Annotated in this window: 15 protein-coding genes; 9 read left to right on the forward strand and 6 right to left on the reverse strand. The window is 67.5% G+C overall.

All coding sequences use genetic code 11. The features are described from left to right. Window positions 1-38: 38 nt before the first annotated feature. From QZ814_RS14245 to QZ814_RS14260, 4 genes are all read right to left on the reverse strand, one after another. Window positions 39-2744 (reverse strand): Tat pathway signal sequence domain protein, encoded by a 2706-nt coding sequence (locus QZ814_RS14245; RefSeq protein ID WP_294333414.1) that lies wholly within the window; start codon window positions 2742-2744, stop codon window positions 39-41. A gap of 572 nt (window positions 2745-3316) precedes the next feature. Beyond that, on the reverse strand, window positions 3317-4525 hold the full coding sequence (locus QZ814_RS14250) for a replication initiator protein A (protein ID WP_294333416.1): 1209 nt from the start codon (window positions 4523-4525) through the stop codon (window positions 3317-3319). Window positions 4526-4712: 187 nt separating this feature from the next. Continuing rightward, window positions 4713-5792, reverse strand: coding sequence for a ParB/RepB/Spo0J family partition protein (locus tag QZ814_RS14255; protein ID WP_294333419.1), 1080 nt, complete (start codon window positions 5790-5792; stop codon window positions 4713-4715). A gap of 31 nt (window positions 5793-5823) precedes the next feature. Continuing rightward, on the reverse strand, window positions 5824-7023 hold the full coding sequence (locus QZ814_RS14260) for an AAA family ATPase (RefSeq protein WP_294333421.1): 1200 nt from the start codon (window positions 7021-7023) through the stop codon (window positions 5824-5826). 183 nt (window positions 7024-7206) lie between these two features. Here QZ814_RS14260 and QZ814_RS14265 point away from each other — a divergent pair, with 183 nt between their 5' ends. Together QZ814_RS14265 and QZ814_RS14270 are read left to right on the forward strand one after the other, a co-directional pair. Then, entirely contained in the window at window positions 7207-7488 is a 282-nt protein-coding gene (locus QZ814_RS14265; RefSeq protein WP_294333422.1) for a type II toxin-antitoxin system Phd/YefM family antitoxin, read from the forward strand. Next, window positions 7485-7817 carry a type II toxin-antitoxin system RelE/ParE family toxin gene (locus QZ814_RS14270; protein WP_294333424.1) on the forward strand — a complete coding sequence of 111 codons (333 nt, stop codon included), beginning with the start codon at window positions 7485-7487 and terminating at the stop codon, window positions 7815-7817. The genes QZ814_RS14265 and QZ814_RS14270 overlap by 4 nt, the downstream gene beginning before the upstream one ends. A gap of 7 nt (window positions 7818-7824) precedes the next feature. Here QZ814_RS14270 and QZ814_RS14275 read toward each other — a convergent pair whose 3' ends face one another. After that, window positions 7825-8022: a response regulator transcription factor gene (locus tag QZ814_RS14275; protein ID WP_294333610.1), complete on the reverse strand. Its 198-nt coding sequence runs from the start codon at window positions 8020-8022 to the stop codon at window positions 7825-7827. Window positions 8023-8308: 286 nt separating this feature from the next. On the opposite strand from QZ814_RS14275, the gene QZ814_RS14280 reads away from it, so the two are divergent. Next, complete coding sequence (locus QZ814_RS14280) at window positions 8309-8986, forward strand: FadR/GntR family transcriptional regulator (RefSeq protein ID WP_294333426.1); 678 nt, start codon at window positions 8309-8311, stop codon at window positions 8984-8986. Here QZ814_RS14280 and QZ814_RS14285 read toward each other — a convergent pair. Then, complete coding sequence (locus QZ814_RS14285) at window positions 8976-9524, reverse strand: gluconokinase (protein ID WP_294333428.1); 549 nt, start codon at window positions 9522-9524, stop codon at window positions 8976-8978. The genes QZ814_RS14280 and QZ814_RS14285 overlap by 11 nt on opposite strands. A 134-nt stretch (window positions 9525-9658) precedes the next feature. Here QZ814_RS14285 and QZ814_RS14290 point away from each other — a divergent pair, with 134 nt between their 5' ends. The 6 genes from QZ814_RS14290 (at window position 9659) to QZ814_RS14315 (ending at window position 18812) form a co-directional block, all read left to right on the forward strand. Next, window positions 9659-12673, forward strand: a complete 3015-nt coding sequence (locus QZ814_RS14290; RefSeq protein ID WP_294333611.1) for a glycosyl hydrolase family 28-related protein — start codon at window positions 9659-9661, stop codon at window positions 12671-12673. Window positions 12674-12796: 123 nt separating this feature from the next. Further along, window positions 12797-15763: a TonB-dependent receptor gene (locus QZ814_RS14295; RefSeq protein WP_294333430.1), complete on the forward strand. Its 2967-nt coding sequence runs from the start codon at window positions 12797-12799 to the stop codon at window positions 15761-15763. A 130-nt stretch (window positions 15764-15893) separates the two neighbouring features. Further along, complete coding sequence (locus QZ814_RS14300) at window positions 15894-16088, forward strand: hypothetical protein (protein ID WP_294333432.1); 195 nt, start codon at window positions 15894-15896, stop codon at window positions 16086-16088. Window positions 16089-16184: 96 nt separating this feature from the next. Next, window positions 16185-16796 carry a TetR/AcrR family transcriptional regulator gene (locus tag QZ814_RS14305; RefSeq protein WP_294333435.1) on the forward strand — a complete coding sequence of 204 codons (612 nt, stop codon included), beginning with the start codon at window positions 16185-16187 and terminating at the stop codon, window positions 16794-16796. A gap of 374 nt (window positions 16797-17170) precedes the next feature. Next, window positions 17171-17584: a hypothetical protein gene (locus QZ814_RS14310; RefSeq protein WP_294333436.1), complete on the forward strand. Its 414-nt coding sequence runs from the start codon at window positions 17171-17173 to the stop codon at window positions 17582-17584. Beyond that, window positions 17562-18812 carry an efflux RND transporter periplasmic adaptor subunit gene (locus tag QZ814_RS14315; RefSeq protein WP_294333437.1) on the forward strand — a complete coding sequence of 417 codons (1251 nt, stop codon included), beginning with the start codon at window positions 17562-17564 and terminating at the stop codon, window positions 18810-18812. Before QZ814_RS14310 ends, QZ814_RS14315 begins: the two co-directional genes overlap by 23 nt. Window positions 18813-18880: the final 68 nt, after the last annotated feature.

Consider the following 18880-nt stretch of genomic DNA (forward strand, 5'->3'; position numbering starts at 1 on the left):
GATCCGTTAACATATGTCTTTGATGATCCACAATATTGTTACGATCCCGCATCGGTTTGGCCGCGCGGCGTGCCGGGTGTGCTCCGGTCCAGCGCGTCCGGGATCAGCGCGAGGTTCTGGATCGCCGCCAGCCCCCATTGCGCGGCCGCGTTGGTGGAAATGCCCGGCCATTCGACCCCGCCCCCCGGCAAGGGGCGCCGGGGATCGGCGAACGTCAGCCCCAGCCCGGCATCGCCGGACAGGAATTCCTCGGCCGCCCGCGTCGCCAACGCCGCATCGCCGTCCGCATGGGCGGCATAGGCAGTGAGCCGCGAATGCGCCTCGCGCAGGTTGCGCGGACCGAAGGGCGCCCCCCATTTCGCCAGCCATTCCGCCTTGGGCGCGTTGTACCAGCGGCAATAGTCGCCCCATGCGGCACGGTAGCGCGGCACGTCGAGAAGACGCAGCAGTTCGGCATTGATCTCCACCGCGCCGAACACCGCGTTGAGATGCGAGAGCTCGATCCTGGCGCCGCGATCGAGAAAGCGGCCGCTCGCCAGGTCATAGGGTGCGCTCCCGGTGAGCCAGCCACGCGGCAGCCGCCCGATACTGTCCATGCCCGCCTCGATCCGCGCGCGCCATGTCGCATCGCCGCTGCGCTCCCATTCGGTGAGCCACGCGCCCGCCAGCACCGCCCAGGTCGTGCCGAAGCTCATCTCGATGACGCCCGGGGGCAGCGCGGCGTGATCCCCGCCGGGAACCTTGCGGCCGATCTCGACCGTGCGCAGCGCCTCGTGCGAGCTCGCCAGCGCGCGCATCAGGTCGCCGGTGCGTTCGTCGGCGGTCAGATAGTAGAAGATCCGCCGGTAATTGGCGTTGCTGATCCGCGGCTGCTTCGAGCTGTCGCTCCAATGCTGCACGCCGTGCCGCGTGCCGAGCCCGGCAAAGCGGCCGAGATGATAGACATCGACTTCGCTGGTGTGGCGCGTCATCGCCTCGGCGAGGCGGAACGCCTGCGGATCGCGGCTGCGCATCGCGGTGTACCAGAGCCACAGATCGGGGGAGAGCTCGCTGTTGGCCCAGGCGAAGCCGCCGATGTCGTACCGCCACTGGTGCCGATCGCCGTCATAGCTGTGCATCACGTCGCCATGGTTCCAGAACCCGTACCAGTTGCGGCGATCGACTTCCCCGGCATAGAAATCGACGAGGCGGGCCAGCTGGTCCTCGATGGCGGTGCGCATCGGCGTGGTCCGGTCCGGCAGTCCCCAGTCGCCGAAGACCCGCGCCGCGTGCAGCTGCGCGGGATCCGCCATCAGGCGCGGCGGCGCGGCCGCTGCATTGGCCAGCGCCTGGAGCCGCGCGGTGGGCGGCGTGGCGGGAAACGCCCACAGCATCAGCTCGCTGGTGCGCGCAATCCCTTTTGGTGTGTCCCAGCCCGGCTCATAATCCTCATAGGTAATATTCAGCCCCTGGTTCTGGGCTGCATAGTCCTCCAGGCCCATCGTGCCGTGATAGGGCTGCAGGTCCATCGGTGCGGCGCGTGGCGACCATAGCCACGCGGTAAGCCGGGCGGTGTCGCCGATCGCGCCTTCGATTGCCAACTCCGTAGGGTGGCGCTGCCAGAACCAGCGCGCCGCGATCGCCGCGCCGCCCCAGGGCGAACCGACATAGGCGAGGCCCGGGGCGCGGTGCCCCTCCCCCGCATCGATCCACGCCATGTCCGCGGCCGTCCGCTTGGCGAGGGTAAAGCCGTTGGCGGAGAACTGGCACAGCCGGAAGCCGTCCCAGGCCGGGATCCGCTCGAGAAGCGCCGGCACCGGAGCGCGCATCTGGTCGAGGGGCGGCACCGCCCGTCCCGCTACCTGCGCGGTGCGGAAGGCGGCGCCCGGGTCGCGGCGCAGACCGGTCAGGGGCCGCACGGCTTCGGCGAACATGGTATCCGCGCCGGTCGCGATCCGGACATGGCGATCGTGCAGCGCGCCGCGCATCGGCACCGTCGCCGCGATACCGATGCCCGAGACGACGATCGCTGCGGGATCGACATCATGGATAAAGCTATGGACGATCCGAAGCCCGTCCGCGCCTGCAAAGCATTCGAGCCGCACGGTAAAGGGCAGGACCGCGTGGCCGCCGCCGCGATGGCGCCCATCGATGCGGACGACTGCCCGCACCGGGCCGGCCTGTTCGACGACGACCGTCTCAACCTCGCCTAGCAGCGCCGTACGAGGACCTTCGGGGCCATCGCGCCGGAGTTCGGCGACGAGCTGGGCTGGTCCCATCAGCAGCGACCCATCCTTGTCCGTCGCGGAGATCTGTACGGCGCCGGTGCGGAGGATGCGCCACACAAGGTTGCCAGTCGCGAGTTCGACGGCCTCCGGGGTTTCGCGGACGATAACCGGGGTGGCGGGGAGCTTGGGCGTTCCCGGAGCGACGCGGATGCTCGCAGGCGCCTGGGAGGAGGCTGGTACGGCATGTCCGGTCCATTTGCGGGAGCCGTCGGGCCAGCGGGCCAATGTCCAGCTCTGTAGCGGTAGCGGTGTGCCGTCCGGGGCGGTGCCGGCGAGCGCGACGTTCTCGCGCAAAACCCCGCGTGGCCAGGCGAGGCCAAAACTGGAGCCTTCGCCAGGCGCGTCGGGAGCGGTGCCATCGATCCAGGCTGCATCTGCGTGGACGGCGGCCGACGGCTTTCCCGGACCGGTTGCGGCGATCAAGGGAGTGGCGGCCAACGCTTGCAGGACGGGGCGGCGCGCGACGGTGGGGCCCATTTGATCCTCTCCTTGCGGTCAAAACGCATGATCCGGATTGTTCTATTATGTGAGTATCTACGCCACAATGTGGATTTTGCGTTCGGGCGTGTTGGCTGCATGGTTTCCGACGATTTGCGCGAATTCGTGCACCCGTGGGGGGCCGGCGTCGGACTGGCGTTCTTTTCTCTCTCTCTCTCCTCAAGAAGAGAAAAATCTCGACGAAGGGTTAGAGAGTTTTTCGATTCGTTAGAGAGTTAAGGGACGGGGCTTCCGGCGGAATCCGTCGGAAGCGCACGAGTCGCGGCCGCTCCTGCGTTCCCCATGTGTCGACGCAACGTTCCGGAAAGATCGAAGCACGCGTTCCCGAAAGGTCGAAGCGACGTTCCTGGAGGGTCGACCCTTGTTCCCGAAGGGTCGAAACCTGGTGCCAAGGCCCGTCGAAACGGCACGGATCCGCGTCGAGTTTCCGGAACTTGAATCAGTTGAGCCGGTACCACTCCCGAAGAGGTTCAAATCCGCTGCCCAAGGATGGTCGCATTTTGCAACCGCGGTGGAGCGCCCGACACTTCGGGAACGGTCGGCCGGTCGCATCAGCGTAGCTGGTGCTTGTGCTTCGCGTGCCACTGTCGAACGAAACCGATAAAGGCGTTCTGGTAGTTGGCAGGGGTGCGCGCCGGATCGCCTTCCACCCAGCTGCGGAACTGGTGGTGCAGATCCTGATAATCCCAGCCAGGGCATTCGCGTCGTAGCAGATCGAGCGTCGCGTCGGTGATCATGCCGCTGGTCCCCCGGCTCGCCAGGCTGGTGAGGGAGCGGCGGATCAGCGCGCGTGCCTCGGCCGTGATCGGCGGCTGGTCGGGGCCTGTTTCGACAGCGGAGGACATCGACGGGGGGGGCGGTGCCGAGAGTGCGGGCAGCGGCCCTGCCTCCGGGAGCGGCTTCGCCTGATGAGGCCCCTCCCCTTCCGCGCGCCGCCGCATCCGCAGGTTGGGCTCGCGTTTGCCGGCGGGGGTTTCCAGCGCCAGCGTGTAGCCGGGCAGCTCGTCGCGCTCGGCGATCTTGGCGATCTCGAACTTGAAGCGGCGATACTGCCCCTCCGCGCCCGATTTCTCGAACAGCGTCGGCATCGAAATGGCGAAACCGGCCTCCCCTGCCCCGCCGGCATGCTTGCGGGCGACCTTGTACAGCCAGCGCTCGCGGCCGCCCGTCAGGTCGAAATAGGCGCGGTCGATCGACAGCACGCCGCCGGTCATCAGCACGCCTTCGTAAAACCAGCTGGACAATTCGATGGTCATGCCGCGCGAGCGTTCGGTCTTCTCGTCGACGAGCTGGGTCCAGCCGTCGAGCCAGCTGAACGTCGCCTCGCGGCGGTTCTCGGCGCGGATGTTGGTCTTGATCGTCGTGGCGACGAGGCGATCGAGCGCCTGGCCGAGCAGCTCGTACGCGCGGCCGGTCGTCGGGCGCCCGATCGCGCGCAGCAGATCATAGGGCATCAGGTGGAGCTTGCGCGGGATGTCGTTCCGTCCGCGCCGGGCCATGTCGGCGAGAACGCTGGCGCAGTAGATCAGGATGTCGGCGTCCCAGATCGTCGCCATCCCGTAATCGGGATTGGCCGAGACATGGACCCACAGCTTGCCGTCGGGGCTCCGGTAATCGATCGGCTTGACGCGCTTGGTCTTCGCCAGGCTGAAGAACGGGCGCTCCATCATTTCGCGCTGATCGCGCAGCGGCATGTCGGCGAGATAGGGGAGGAACAGGTCGAACTGGTCGGGGATCGACTTGCGATCGGCTTGGGTCATGCGGCCTCGGCTTGGCGGGCGGGGAAGGGCGTTTCCCTGGGGAAACGGACGTGACGGGTCGGTGCGCCTGGTGATGGACAGGGCGTGCGCGGCGACTGCCGGCGGGTGGGGTCGGCCAGCAGGAGGGTCGTTTCCCCGGGGAAACGCAGCGCAAGTCCGCCGCGTCCGTTTCCCCGGGGAAACCCTGTCACCGCTGCAGCCCGCGACCTTCGCGGTCGAGTTGTTCGAGCGCCAGCCGCAACGCATCGGCCAGCTCCTCGTGCCCGGCGCCGGACCCGGCGTGCAGGCGAACGGTCACGCCCTGGCGGTTGACCGAGAGCACGCTCAATGCGGTCCGGCCAGTCGGCGAAGCCCAGGAGAACAGCGCTTCCGGTGTCGCCGGACCGGCGGGGGCGGCGAGCAGCCGGCGCAGCACGTCGGCGGCGGGCACGCTGGGCTGGCCGACGGCGCGGCGCTCGGCCTGCAGCCTGGCCAGCGACCGCGCTTCGGCATGGATGGCCTTGGCGGCAGTCTTGTCGTCCAGGGCCTGGGCGAGGGGGTAGGCGGGCTTGAGCTGCACATCGGCCGGGGAGGCGAAGGCGGCGATCACCGCATCCGGGATCCCGGCAACCTTGATCATCTTCGACAGCCAGCCCTTGGAAAGCTTCAGCCGCTCCGCCATGCGGGTCAGGTGGTTGCCATAATGGTCCTTGAGCGCCTCCGCGTAATTGCGGGCGCGCTCGAGGTCCGACACGTCCTTGCGGGCGCGATTCTCGAGATCGGCGAGACGAAAGGCGGCTTCATCGTCAAGCTGGGCGACCTGCGCCACGAACTGCATCTCGGGATAGCTGTTCGCGCGTAGCCACGAGATGGCGAAATGCCGACGGGTGCCGGCGATCACCTCATAGTCATGATCGGGATCGCCTTCGATGCGACGAACGACGGCGGGGACCTTCTGGCCGTTCTCCGCGACGATCGAGTCGATCAGCTCGCGGGCATTCTCTTCGGTCAGATCGGCATAGACGCGCGCATTGCCCGGCCAGATCCGCACCCGCGCCGGATCGAGCAGCAGCTGCGTGACCTGCCGCACCTCGCCCGAGGCAACCCGGGCGAGCGCCGATTCGCGACCGAGCAGGGTGGTGCCGCGCGTGCGGGTGAGCCGTGCGGGCAATTCCGGCTCGGGGGCCGAGGCGGGGCGAGGCGGGGCTTCCGCGGCGGGTAGCGCCGCTTCGGCCGCGGCTTCTTCCGCAAGCAGATCGGCAAGATAGTCTTTCTGGGTACGTGCCACGGTTCAGCCCTTCTGCCCGGTCGCGGCGCGCTCAGGCCGCTTCATTGACGACATCCTCTTCGCTGGCCGGCGCGACCCGGCCCCAGTTGCGGCGCACCAGCGCCTCGACCTGGCCGAGCGCCTCGTCGAGATTGGCCTTGCAGCGCTTGTGGGTGCGCGCGGTACCGATCGGCCGATCCAGTTCGTAGATCGACATCATCCGCATCGCCGCGTGGCTGATCTCGGCCGATTCCAGGATCGGCACCGGCAGCAGCGCCGGGCCGAACGCCTGCTCCATGATCTGGCGGACCATCGCATGGCTGGGATCGTTGCCGTCGAACTTCGAGCAGATCAGCCGGACGAAGTCATATTGTACGTCGATGCCCGCCTCGGTCAGCTGGTGCAGGACCTGGTCCATCATCGAGAGGAACTGGACGGTGGAGCAGAAATCCGGCGTGGTCGCGGCCAGCGGCACCAGCAAGGCGTTGGCCGCCTGCATCACCGCCAGGCTGATCGTGCCGAGCGCGGGCGGGGGATCCAGGATCACCACGTCATAGTCGCGGGCGAGATCGTTGAGCCCGGCCTTGAGCTTGCGGAAGCGGGTGGCGAGGATCGAGCCGCCATCGGCACCGGCGGCCGCCAGCTCATACTCGACGTCGAACAGTTCGAGGTTCGACGGGATGAGGTCGACATTCGGCCACGGCGTCTTCTTCACCGCATAGAGTAGGTCGGCCTGGGTCGGATCGATCGAGAGATAGGGATAGAGCGTCTCTTCCCGCGTGATGTTGAAATGCGGGTTGAAGCCGAACAGCGTCGTCGTCGTCGCCTGGCTGTCGCAGTCGACCACGAGGACCCGGTAGCCCTGCACCGCGAAATAATGGGCGAGGTGGGTGGTGACCGTCGACTTGCCGACGCCGCCCTTGAAGTTCTGCACCGCGATGATCGCCGGCACGTCGAGCGGCGCGCGCGCAGGGGAGGCGCCGAGCACGCGGCGCATGTTGAGCAGCTCTTCCACCGTATACCCCGGGCGACGGCCGTTCTCGCTCGGCGGGGGCGGGGGCAGGCGGCCGTCCTCCTCTGCCATGCGGATGCGGTTGGTCGAACAGCCGAGCAGCTGGGCCGCCTCGGCAATGCCGAACCGGACATGGAGTCCCTTGCGGCTTTCCGGTAGAAATGCCTTCCGGCGCAGTCGTTCGATCATCCGCTCGCCGGCATCGGCAAGTTCACTGATCCGCTCAATGTCTGAATGCATTCGTGCCTCGCCTCGCGCGGTTGAATGAGAGTTATGGGACATATCTCATATTTCGTTCAAACCGGCAAGGTTCGTACCGAAACGGCGCAACTTGTCGGGCGCACAATTGTTATCGACGCGCGTCAAGACTATATTCAGACTGATAATGGTCTGAAATCACATCGATAAGGGTCGGAGACCGGAATGCGCTACACCGAACAGGTCAAGCCTGTCAGCTATTTGAAAGCCAATGCTGCCGATGTGCTGCGCGGCCTGGCCGCGGGGGGCGCGCCGCTGGTGATCACCCAGAATGGCGAGGCACGCGCCGTGCTGCAGGATGTCGCCAGCTATCAGGAGACGCAGGAAACGCTGGCATTGCTCAAGCTGCTGGCGCTGGGCACGCGGGACATCGAAGCGGGCCGGGTCGCGCCGGCCCGCGACGCCATCGCCCGACTGCGCAAGGGTACGACCGACAGCACGGCATGAGTGGTCGCTACACCGTCTACCTCACCGCCGGCGCCGAGGCCGACCTGGCCGATATCCATAGCTGGATCGGCGAGAATCGCTCGACGGAACAGGCCGATGCCTTTCTCGACGCGATGCTGGCAAAGGTCGACAGCCTGGAAACCTATCCGGAGCGCGGCAGCGTCCCGCGCGAACTCGATGCGCTCGGCATCCGCGAGTTTCGCCAGCTAGTCGCGCCGCCCTATCGACTGATCTACCGCGTGATCGTCGATCACGTGTTCATATTTTTGATCGCGGATGGCCGCCGCGACGTTCAGGCGCTGCTCGAACGGCGGCTGCTTTCGGCCTGATCCCGCGTTACCAGCCGAACTGGCCGGCCGCGATCGCGGCCTGGGTGCGGTTGCGGACGTTGAGCTTGCGCATCACCGCGGTCATGTGGACCTTCACCGTCGCCTCGGCCATGCCGAGTTCATAGGCGATCTGCTTGTTGAGCAGGCCCGAATGGACGCAGCGGAGTACCTGCAGCTGGGTGGGGGTGAGGCGGGGCGCGGCCATGGCTTCCCCGCTGGTCCGTTCGGCCGGTTGCGCTTGAGTCGCGGCGTGCATGCCCTCTCTCCCTGATCGATCCGCTTGCGAGGCCTGCGCCTCCAGATTCGTTAACGTTAACTACGCAGATTTGTCTGACAGGTTCAAGCCCCAATCTCGCCAAGCCGAAGCAATAGTGGGGAAATGCTGGCATTTGGCGCGGTATACGCATAAACCTGTCTGATAGGTTCCCGCGATAGACAAGGGGCGGGCAGGGGAGGGACATGGTAGCGACGCAAGCCCGAGAGGCGGGGCGATGACGCAGCCGCGGCTTTCCGATCACGCCTATGCGGCGATCGTCGAATGGATCAAATCGGAAGGGCTGGAGGTCGGCGATCGGCTGCCATCCGAGGCGCGGCTGGCGGAAATGTGCGGCGTGTCGCGCGCGATCATCCGCGAGGCGCTGGTGCGGCTGGTCTCCGACGGCATTACCGAAGTGCGGCGCGGGGCCGGCTCGTTCGTCAAGGGCCGCCCGTCCGAACGGCTGGCCGCGTTCATGCCGCTCGCGGAGCTGCCGCTGACGCTCGGCAGCTACGAGGTGCGCTTCGTGCTGGAGACCGAGGCGGCACGGCTGGCGGCGGTGCGGCGCACGCCCGAGCAGATGGCAGCGCTGGAAGCGGCGCTGGAGGGGCTGCGCAGGGCGCTGCTGTCGAGCGCGCCCGCCCATGTCGAGGATCGCGAACTGCACCGCGCCATTGCCGACGCGACCGGCAACCATGCCTTCCAGAACGCCTTCGACGCACTCTGGCCCGATGTCGAGAAGGTGATGCAGGCGGGCGTCGACATTTCGCGCTCGCGCTCGGCCGAAGTCGTGGCCGTGATGCTCCACGAGCATGAGGTGATCGTCGAATCGATCCGCGCCCAGGATCCCGAGCGCGCCGCGCTGGCGATGCGCTGGCATCTGGGGGAGGGGCGCCGCCGGCTCATGCCCTGAGCGCGCGGACTTCCCCGAGATGTGCCAGGACCCGGTCGCGCAACTCGGCCGCGGGCAGGGCGGCGGGAAGGACGAGGGCGGATTCGGCGGGGGAGGGGCGTTCGAGCGTGGCGAGCTGGCTGTCGAGCAGGCTCGCCGGCATGAAATGCCCCGGACGGCTGGTCATGCGCGCGATCAGCTGCGCGCGGTCGGCGTCGAGCAGCACGAACTGCACGGGGCGGCCGATCCGCTCGCGCAGTCGATCGCGATAGACGCGGCGCAGGGCGGAGCACGCCGCCACGGCGCGCCCATGCTGCGCCATCGACTCCGCCACCGCCGCCGCCAAGCGGTCGAGCCATGGCCAGCGATCGGCATCGGTAAGCGGCACGCCGTCGCGCATCTTGGCGACCGCCTCGGGGGCGTGGAAGCTGTCGCCCTCGAGGAACGGGCAGCCGAGCGCCTCGGCAAGCAGCGCGCCGAGCGTCGACTTGCCGCAGCCGCTGACCCCCATCACGATCACGGCGCCAGGGATGGGCGATCCGGCGGGCAGGCTGGGCATGGCGGTATGGTTCCGAACGAAGGGGCGAACCCGCTTCTGAAAGGCCGGGCGCGCGCTGGAAACTACGACCTTGGTCGCAGGTGTCGGGCGACTGTACGTTGGTTATTCCCTGCAATCAGATAGTTAGGATGGGGATACATATGCGCTGCCTGCTCGCCGGATTGCTCGTCGCGACCTCGCTGACGGTCCCCGCTCTCGCCCAGCAGGCCTCGATCTTTCCGACCGCGCCCGATGAGCCCCACGCCGTGACGGTGAAGGCACGGGGCGACGGCAAGGCGGATGACACCGCCGCGTTGCAGAGGGCGCTGGACGATGCGCGGGACGCCACCCGCCATGGCATCGTCTTCCTGCCCTCCGGCCGCTACCGGATCAGCCGCACCTTGGTGGTGCCCGCGGGCGTGCGCCTCTACGGCATCGGCGCGACGCGGCCGGTGATCCTGCTCGGCGCCAATACGCCCGGCTTCCAGCAGGGTGTCTCCACGATGATCGTGTTCGCCGGCGACGACCAATATGCCGTCGGCAAGGTGCCGGTCCCGGTGCCCACCGTGGTGCCGCGCGACAGGATCGTCCGCGACGCCAATTCGGGCACCTTCTATTCCGCAATGAGCAATGTCGACATCGAGATCGGTGCCGGCAATCCCGCGGCGGCCGGCGTGCGCTTCCGCATGGCGCAGCATGGCTTTCTCAGCCACATGGAGTTCCGCATCGGCTCCGGCTTTGCCGGGGTCTATCAGGCCGGCAACGTGATGGAGAAGGTGGCGTTCAAGGGCGGACGCTACGGCATCGTCACCGAAAAGACCTCGCCCGCCTGGCAGTTCACCCTGATCGATTCGACCTTCGACGGTCAGCGCGAGGCGGCGATCCGCGAGCATGAGGTGGACCTGACGCTGGTCAACGTCGCGATCCGCGACACGCCCGTCGGGATCGAGATCGACCGCGGGTATTCGGACTCGCTCTACGGCAAGGATGTGCGGTTCGAGCGGGTGTCCAAAGCCGGCGTGGTGATCTCCAACGAAAACAACGTGTTCACGCAAGTGGGCTTCGACAATGCGGTGGCGATCGACAGCCCGGTCTTCGCCCGCTTCCGCGAGAGCGGCAAGACGGTGGCGGGGAAGGGCCGGGCATACCGCGTCGGCGCCTTCTCCTATGGCCTGAAGGTGCCGACGCTGGGCGAGATGGGGACGTACGATCTTCAGGCAGAGGTCGAACCGCTTGGGCCTCTCCCGGCGCCGCGAGATCCCGCCGTCCGCGCGCTGCCGCCGATGGCGGAATGGGTCAACGTCCGGAAATTGGGCGTGAAGGGCGACGGGACCACCGACGACACCGCCGCGCTCCAGAAGGCGATCGACGGCAACCGCGTGCTCTACCTGCCGATCGGCTTCTACAAAGTCACCGACCGGCTGAAGCTGCGGCCGGACACCGTGCTGATCGGCCTGCACCCGGCGATCACCCAGCTCACCCTTCCCGACAACAATCCCGTCCATGCGGGGCTCGGCAGCGTCGTGCCCATCCTGGAGACGCCGCAGGGCGGCGACAACATCGTCTCCGGCCTCGGCTTGTTCACCGGCCGGGTGAACCCGCGCGCCTCGGCGGTGCTGTGGCGCTCGGGTGCGAACAGCCTGATGCACGACGTGAAGATCATGGGTGGCGGCGGCACGCCCACTGCGGACGGCAAGTCGCTCGGCACCCAGCAGGCGCATAGCGGCGATCCGGTCGCCGACGGCCGCTGGGACGCGCAATATCCGAGCATCTGGGTCACCGACAATGGCGGCGGCACCTTCACCGATGTGTGGAGCCCGAACACCTTCGCCCAGGCCGGTTTCTATGTGACCAACACCAGCACGCCGGGGCATGTGTACGAGATGTCGGTCGAGCATCACGTCCGCAACGAGATCGTGCTCGACAATGTCGCCAACTGGGAGTTCCTTGCCCCCCAGACCGAGCAGGAAGTCGGCGATGGACCCGACGCCGTCTCGCTGGAAATCCGCAATTCGCGCAACCTGTTGTTCGCCAATTATCACACCTACCGGGTGACCCGCAGCTACCACCCGGCGCTGAGCGCGGTGCGGCTGTTCAATGCCTCGGACATCCGCTTCCGCAATCTCCACACCAATGCCGAGAGCGGCTATGCGGCTTGCGACGACGAGGGCTGCGGCACCTTCCTGCGCGCCAGCAAATATCCGTTCGACAACGCGATCCAGGACGTGACCGGCAAGCGGCTGGTGCGCGAGCGCGAGTTCGCCAGGCTCGATATCGGGGCGGTCGAGCGGCAGGTGGCGGAGAAGCCGCTGACCGGCAAGGTCGAGAAGCTCGAGGACGGCTTCTACTCGATCTCCGGGGCGACGGTGGATGCGGCCGGCCGGCTCTACTTCATCGACCGCCGCTTCCAGCGCATCCAGCGCTGGACCGAGGCCAAGGGGCTGGAGGTGATCCGCGACCATGCGCTCGATCCGGTCAACCTCGCGATCGACGCCTCGGGCCATCTGCTGGTGCTCTCGTCGCTGGGGCCGAAAGGCGCCGTCTATTCGATCGATCCCGATGGTCCGCGCGACCAGCTTACCCGCATCGAGCCGACGCCCATCGCCCAGGGCGCGAAGACGCTGCTCCCGGTCAACTGGTGGGCGAACGGCGAATTTCGCGACCAGCTGAATCAGCAAACCTATCAGTTCACCACCATGGCCGAATTGTTCGCTAGGCAAGCCGGCGAGCCCAAGGCGCAGGCTTATGTCTCGCCGGACGGCAGCATCGCCTTGCCCGCCTTCCGGGTGTGGCAGCAGGGGCCGACCGACCATGTCGGCTGGCGCTGGTCGCATGCGCTCAATGCCAACGGGCTCGTCGGCGGCAAGCAGGGCGAGCGGCTGTTCGTCACCAACGGGTCGGAGAACGTCACGTATGCCGGCACCGTCGGGCCGGCGGGGACGCTGGTGAACCTCAAGCCCTTCGCCAACCGCGGCGGCGAGAGCGTCGCGGTGGGGCCGGACGGGCGCGTCTATGTCGCGAACGGGCAGGTGTTCGTCTACGCCGCGGACGGCAAGGAAGTCGGCAGGATCGACGTGCCGGAGCGGCCCCTGCAGATCCTGTTCGGCGGCGAGGACAGGCGCACGCTGTTCCTCCTCACCCACCACGCGCTCTACGCGACGCGGCCCTAAGGCGCTGCCGGGGCCGTCTACCACCTATGTCGTAGGTGTCGGCGGGCCCCGGCCGGACTAGCGTCGAACCAGCATCGCCACGGGTCGGGTAACGACCGGAAAACATTGGAGGGGTTCGACCAAATGAAGGGCATTTTCACTTCGCATCGGCGCCTTTGCGGCGCCAGCCTGATCGCGCTGGCGGCCATGGGCGCTGCCGGCACGGCGCAGGCCCAGACCACCGCCGACCCCGCGCCCGCCGCGGTGCCCCAGGCGGACACGACCGCGCAGACCCAGCAGAACGACCAGATCGTCGTCACCGGCTCGCGCATCGTCGCCAACGGCTTCACCGCGCCGACGCCGACCACCGTGATCGGGGCCGAGCAGATCGCCGCCAATGCGCAGCCCAACCTGTTCAACACCATCGCCCAGCTGCCCTCGCTCCAGGGCTCGACCGGCGCGGCCACCGGCACGTTCAGCACCTCGAGCGGCCAGCAGGGCCTCAGCTCCTTCTCGCTGCGCGGGCTCGGCACGATCCGCACGCTGACGCTGCTCGACGGCCAGCGCGTCGCCGCCGCCAACGTGACCGGCGTGCCCGACATCAGCCTGTTCCCGCAGCTTCTGGTCCAGCGCGTCGACGTCGTGAACGGCGGCGCCTCCGCCTCTTACGGCTCGGATGCGGTGGGCGGCGTGGTCAACTTCGTCACCGATACCCGGTTCACCGGCTTCAAGGCCAATGTGCAGGGCGGCATTACCACGTACGGCGACAACAAGCAGATCCTGGCACAGGGCGCCTGGGGGCGGTCGTTCGCCGGCGACCGGCTGCACCTGATCGTCAGCGGCGAATATGCCCATGACGGCGGCGTCGGCCCGGGTGACTTCGGTACCGACCTTGCCCGCAGCCGCACCTGGTACAAGGCGACCACGCTGCTCAACACCAACCAGACCAACAACGGGTCGCCGCAGTTCGTCTATAGCGACTATGCCCAGCCCTATCAGTACGCCCGCTACGGCCTGATCAACAACGGCCCGCTCCAGGGCATCGCGTTCGACGCCAACGGCACGCCGTACAACTTCAACTATGGCTCGGGCGGCCAGCCGCTCGGCAATGGCCGGGTGAGCAACTGCTATCCGGGCAACGCCTTCTGCGTCGGCGGCGACCTGACCGGGGCGCCGGGGTCGGGCGCGTCGCTGGTCTCCAAGCTCCAGCGCGTCGTCGGCTATACCCGCATCGGCTACGACATCGCGCCGGGCAACGAGATCTACGCGACGCTCAACATCGGCCAGGTCAAGACCAACAACCAGCCGAGCCCGGGCTATAACCGCCCGAACCTCACCGTGCAGTGCGCCAACCCCTTCCTGCCGCAGCTGGTCCGCGATCGCTGCGCCAGCGCCGGCGTCACCTCGTTCAACTTCGGTACCAGCAACGGCGCCTTCCCCGATCCGCAGGTCTATACCGATCGCCGACAGTATCGCGGCGTGCTCGGCGGCAAGGGCAAGTTCACGGCGGCGGGCGGCGAGTGGAATTACGACGCCTATTACGAGCACGGCGTCACCATCTCGGACATCAACGTCCACGATATCGTGCTGCAGAACCGCTATGTCGCCGCGACCAACGCGATCACCCTCAACGGCGCGATCGTCTGTGCCGATGCGGGCGCGCGCGCCGCAGGCTGCCAGCCGATCAACATCTTCGGCGGCTTCGCGCCCTCGGCGGCGGCACTGGCCTATGTCACGCCGGCCAACGGGCCGTTCCAGCACACCAAGCTGACCCAGGACGTGGTGAGCGCCAACCTGTCGGGCAATCTGATCGATCTGTGGGCCGGCCCGCTCAGCCTCGCGATCGGCGGCGAATATCGCCGCGAGTTCTACCGCGTGAACGCCGATCCGTACGGAGCTGGGGCGTCGAGCCCCAACAGTGCCGCCTATCCGGTCGACCCGTTGCTCAACGGGCAGACCGGCAGCAACTGGGCCGCGGGCAACTACAAGAATGGTGGCGGCAAGTACAATGTCTACGAAGCCTCGGCCGAGGCCAACCTCCCGCTGCTCGACAGCGAGAGCCTTGGCCGGGCCAACCTCAACGCCGCCGCGCGCTACACCCACTACAGTACCTCCGGTACGGTCTGGGCCTGGAAGGTCGGCGGCACCTGGGCGACGCCGATCGACGGCATCCGCCTGCGCGCGGTCACCTCGCGCGACGTGCGGGCGCCCAACCTGTCCGAACTGTTCGCCGCGCCGACCGTCACGACGCTGCCCAACTTCGCCAATCCCTTCCCGCCGGCGGGCGCCGTGCAGGCATTCCAGAACACGGTGGGCAACCCGAACCTGAAGCCGGAAATCGCCCGCAACACCGAAGTGGGCATCACCCTCGCCAATCCGCACTGGCTGCCGGGCCTGAGCCTGTCGGTCGACTATTACACGATCAAGCTGAGCGGTGTGGTCTCGACGCTTTCGGCCGACCAGATCGTCCGCTTCTGTTTCGAGGGCAACCAGGCCTTCTGCGGTGGCTTCGTCCTCAACAGCCCGGTGCAAGGCGGCAATTTCATCAACGTCCAGCCGTTCAACCTGGCGAGCTGGAAGACCAGCGGCGTCGACATCGAGGCGAGCTATCGCTGGGCGCGCCCGCTGGGCCTGCCGGGCAACTTCACCGTCCGCGCGCTCGGCACGCATGTCAGCGAGTTCCTGGTCCGCGCCGGCATCGCTGGCGTCGCGACGGTGGACAATGCTGGCGCCAATACCGGCGCGACGCCCAGCTGGAAGTGGCTGGCGATCCAGAGCTACGACAACGACCGGTTCAGCCTGCTGGTGCAGGAGCGCTGGTTCTCCGACGGCGTGTTCGGCAACCAATATGTCGTCTGCCAGAGCGGATGCCCGGCCTCGACCGGCAACAACCCGACGATCAGCCGCAATTTCATGCCCGGCGCCTTCTATGTGGACGTCGGCGGATCGTACAAGGTGACCACCGGCGTGCAGGCCTATTTCAAGGTCGACAATCTGTTCAACGTCGATCCCGCGCCCTCGCCGCAGACCAATACCGGCCTCGACGTGAACCCGGCGCTCTACGACACGATCGGCCGCACCTATCGCGTCGGGGTGCGCTTCAACTTCTGATCCCCTCGTCCCCCGACGACTCCTGGTCCCGGCCGCAACGCCGGGACCTTTGTTTTTGGGGAAACCAGGGCCCCGGCGGACGTTGAGGCGAGGTGCGCGGCTTCCCGCGCCCGGATCCACGGAGACGACCATGACCGACGCGACCAAGACCGTTTCGAACGGCAAGACGGCCCTTACCGACGATATCCGCGCCCATTTCTCGGGCGACGCTCCGATCACCGAGAAGGCGAAGAGCTTCGCCAAGGCGCGCCCCTGGACCAGCGCGGCCTTTCTCGGCATCGCGGCGCTGGCCGTGCTGAACGGCGTGCGCGGCGTTCGCCCGTAACGATCGCGCGCGGTGGAGGCGGGCGCCGTCTCCACCGCGATTGCGGACAAGCGCGTACTGGCAATCCTTTGCCACTAGGGTTATATACCGCTCGTTATGAAAACCGCTGCTTGTACCGTTGCCAAGGGCCGCCCCCGTGAGTTCGATGTCGACGAGGCATTGACGGCGGCGCTCCGCATCTTCTGGACCAAGGGCTATGAGGGCGCGTCGCTGACCGATCTGACGGAAGCGATGGGCATCACCCGGCCCAGCCTCTACGCTGCCTTCGGCAACAAGGAATCCTTGTTCTGCAAGGCGCTGGCGCTCTACGAGCGCGAGAAGCTGTGTTATATCGGGCGCGCGCTGGAAGCGCCGACCGCGCGGGGCGTGGCGGACGCACTGTTGCGCGGCGCGCTGGAACGGCAGCGCGACAGCAGCGATCCCAAAGGCTGCATGGGCGTGATCAACTCGGTGGCCTGCGGGGCCGAGGCGGAGTCGATCCGCGAGGAAGTCCTGAAGCGCGGCGAGTCGGCCAAGCGTGCGATCGTCGCGCGGTTCGAACGGGCGAAGGCGGAAGGCGATCTTCCCGACCATGCCGATCCCGAGGGGCTGACCGCCTATCTGATCGCGCTGTTGCAGGGCATTGCGCTGCAAAGCGGGGCAGGGGCGACCTGCGCCGATCTCGAACGGCTCGTACAGACCAGCCTCTCGATGTGGCCGACCCGATAACTCATTTCGCTACCGTGAAAATCCGGCTTGCGAAGAAAAATACCGGCCGGTATAAAAAGGCTGTTGACGCACCGCAGCGTGACTTATATACCACTTGGTATAGAAAGTGATCCGCCGCCCCCCGGGGCTCGCGGGGCAGACGGAGACGCGGACATGCGCCAGCTTGCACGCAAGAAACGGGGTGAGCCCTAGGCTCAACCTCTTCATACCTACGACCTAACGGGCGCTGCCTGCGGGCAGATGGACGGAGCGCGCTACCGCTGCGATCCATGACGCACGACCAGAACACATCATCCCGGCACCCGGCACCGCGACAGGCGCTTCCGGGAAGGGCGGAGCCTTGCTCGCCGCCGGTGCAACCGAGGGAGAATGACATGGCATATCTCGATCTCGCCGACATGGCAGGCAACGCCGCGGCCCTTCCCGCCTTTCTCGCCAGCACCCGCGAGGAAACCAAGCTGAGCGCGCTGGAATGGCAGGTCGTCGCCATCGCACAGGGCGATCGCCTCTCGTCGCTGGAGGCACCCAGCCGGCTCTCGATCGCGCTCGGCGTGATCTTCGGTGGCGACCGCGGCAATCCGCGGCTGGCCGACCCCAAGCTCGAGGCGCTGCGCCGCGTCGCTGTCGTCTCCTGGCATCGCGGCTTCCGCGTGCCGCAGTCCGAAATCCAGCGTTTCTACGAGGCCGGCTACACGCCCGGTCAGCTCGAGACGCTGCTTACCAGCATCAGCCGCGGTCGCGCGGCGCTGAATCAGGGGAACCATCATGAACATGCATACGCCCATTGAGGGCGAGGCGGCGGTCGCACGCCGCCCCAAGCGCTTGCGCACCTGGCAGAAGGCTGCCCTGGTCGTCGTGCCGGTAGGCGTGGTCGCCGCCGGCTTCAGCCTTGGCGGGCGCAACGCACCTGCGGTGGCCGCGCCGGCCGCACCCGTTGTCACCGTCGCCACGCCGCTGTCGCGCGAAGTCAACGAGTGGGACGAATATGTCGGCCGCTTCGAGGCGAGCCGCACCGTCGAGGTGCGGCCGCGCGTGTCGGGCGCCGTTACCGCGATCCATTTCAAGGACGGCATGGTGGTGAAGCAGGGCCAGCTCCTCTTCACCATCGATCCGCGTCCGTTCGCCGCCGCGCTGGCGGAGGCCAGGGCCGGTCTTGCGAGCGCGCAGAGCGATCTGGCGCTCGCTCGTTCCGATCTGGATCGCGCCCAGCGACTGGTCAGCGTCGAGGCGGTGTCGAAGAGCGATGTCGAACGGCTCCAGGCGCGCGTCCGTGCGGCGACCGCTTCGGTGGCGGCAGCGGAGGCGCGGGTTCGCGCCCGTGCGCTCGACGTCGAATTCACCCAGGTGCGTGCGCCGATTTCGGGCCGCATCTCCGATCGCAAGGTCGATCCCGGCAATCTGGTCGCCGCCGGCGAAGGGCAGGGGGGTACGCTCCTGACCACGATCAACGCGCTCGATCCGATCTACTTCACCTTCGACGGCTCGGAAGCCCTGTTCCTCAAGGCCAAGCGCGCGGCGGGGTCGTCCGCCAGCCCGGTCGAGATCCGGCTGCAGGACGAAGGCGAGTATCGCTGGAAGGGGCAGATCGATTTCACCGACAACGGGCTCGATCCCAAGTCCGGCACGATCCGGGCCCGCGCGGTGCTGTCGAACAAGGACATGTTCCTGACGCCCGGCATGTTCGGCAACATGCGGCTCGCCGCGGGCGGCAAGGCGCAGGCGCTGCTGGTGCCCGACGCCGCGATCCAGACCGACCAGGCGCGCAAGCTGGTGCTCACCGTCGGCGCCGACGGCACCGTGGTGCCCAAGCCCGTGGTGCTCGGCCCGGTGGTCGACGGTCTCCGCATCGTCCGATCGGGCCTCACGCCCCAGGACAAGGTGGTGATCGCCGGCATCCAGTTCGCCCAGCCCGGCGGCAAGGTGCAGCCCAAGGCCGGCGTCATCACGCCGGCGGCGGCATCGGAAGCCCCCGTCGTCTCCGCGCCGGTCAACGGCCAGGCTACCTTCGCGCACTGAGCTCCGCCCTCTCAAGCCCCTCCTCCTGGGAGGAGGGGTTGGGGTGGAGGGATTCCAGAACAGGGGCT

This window comes from uncultured Sphingomonas sp., assembly GCF_913777625.1.
Taxonomy (GTDB): domain Bacteria; phylum Pseudomonadota; class Alphaproteobacteria; order Sphingomonadales; family Sphingomonadaceae; genus Sphingomonas.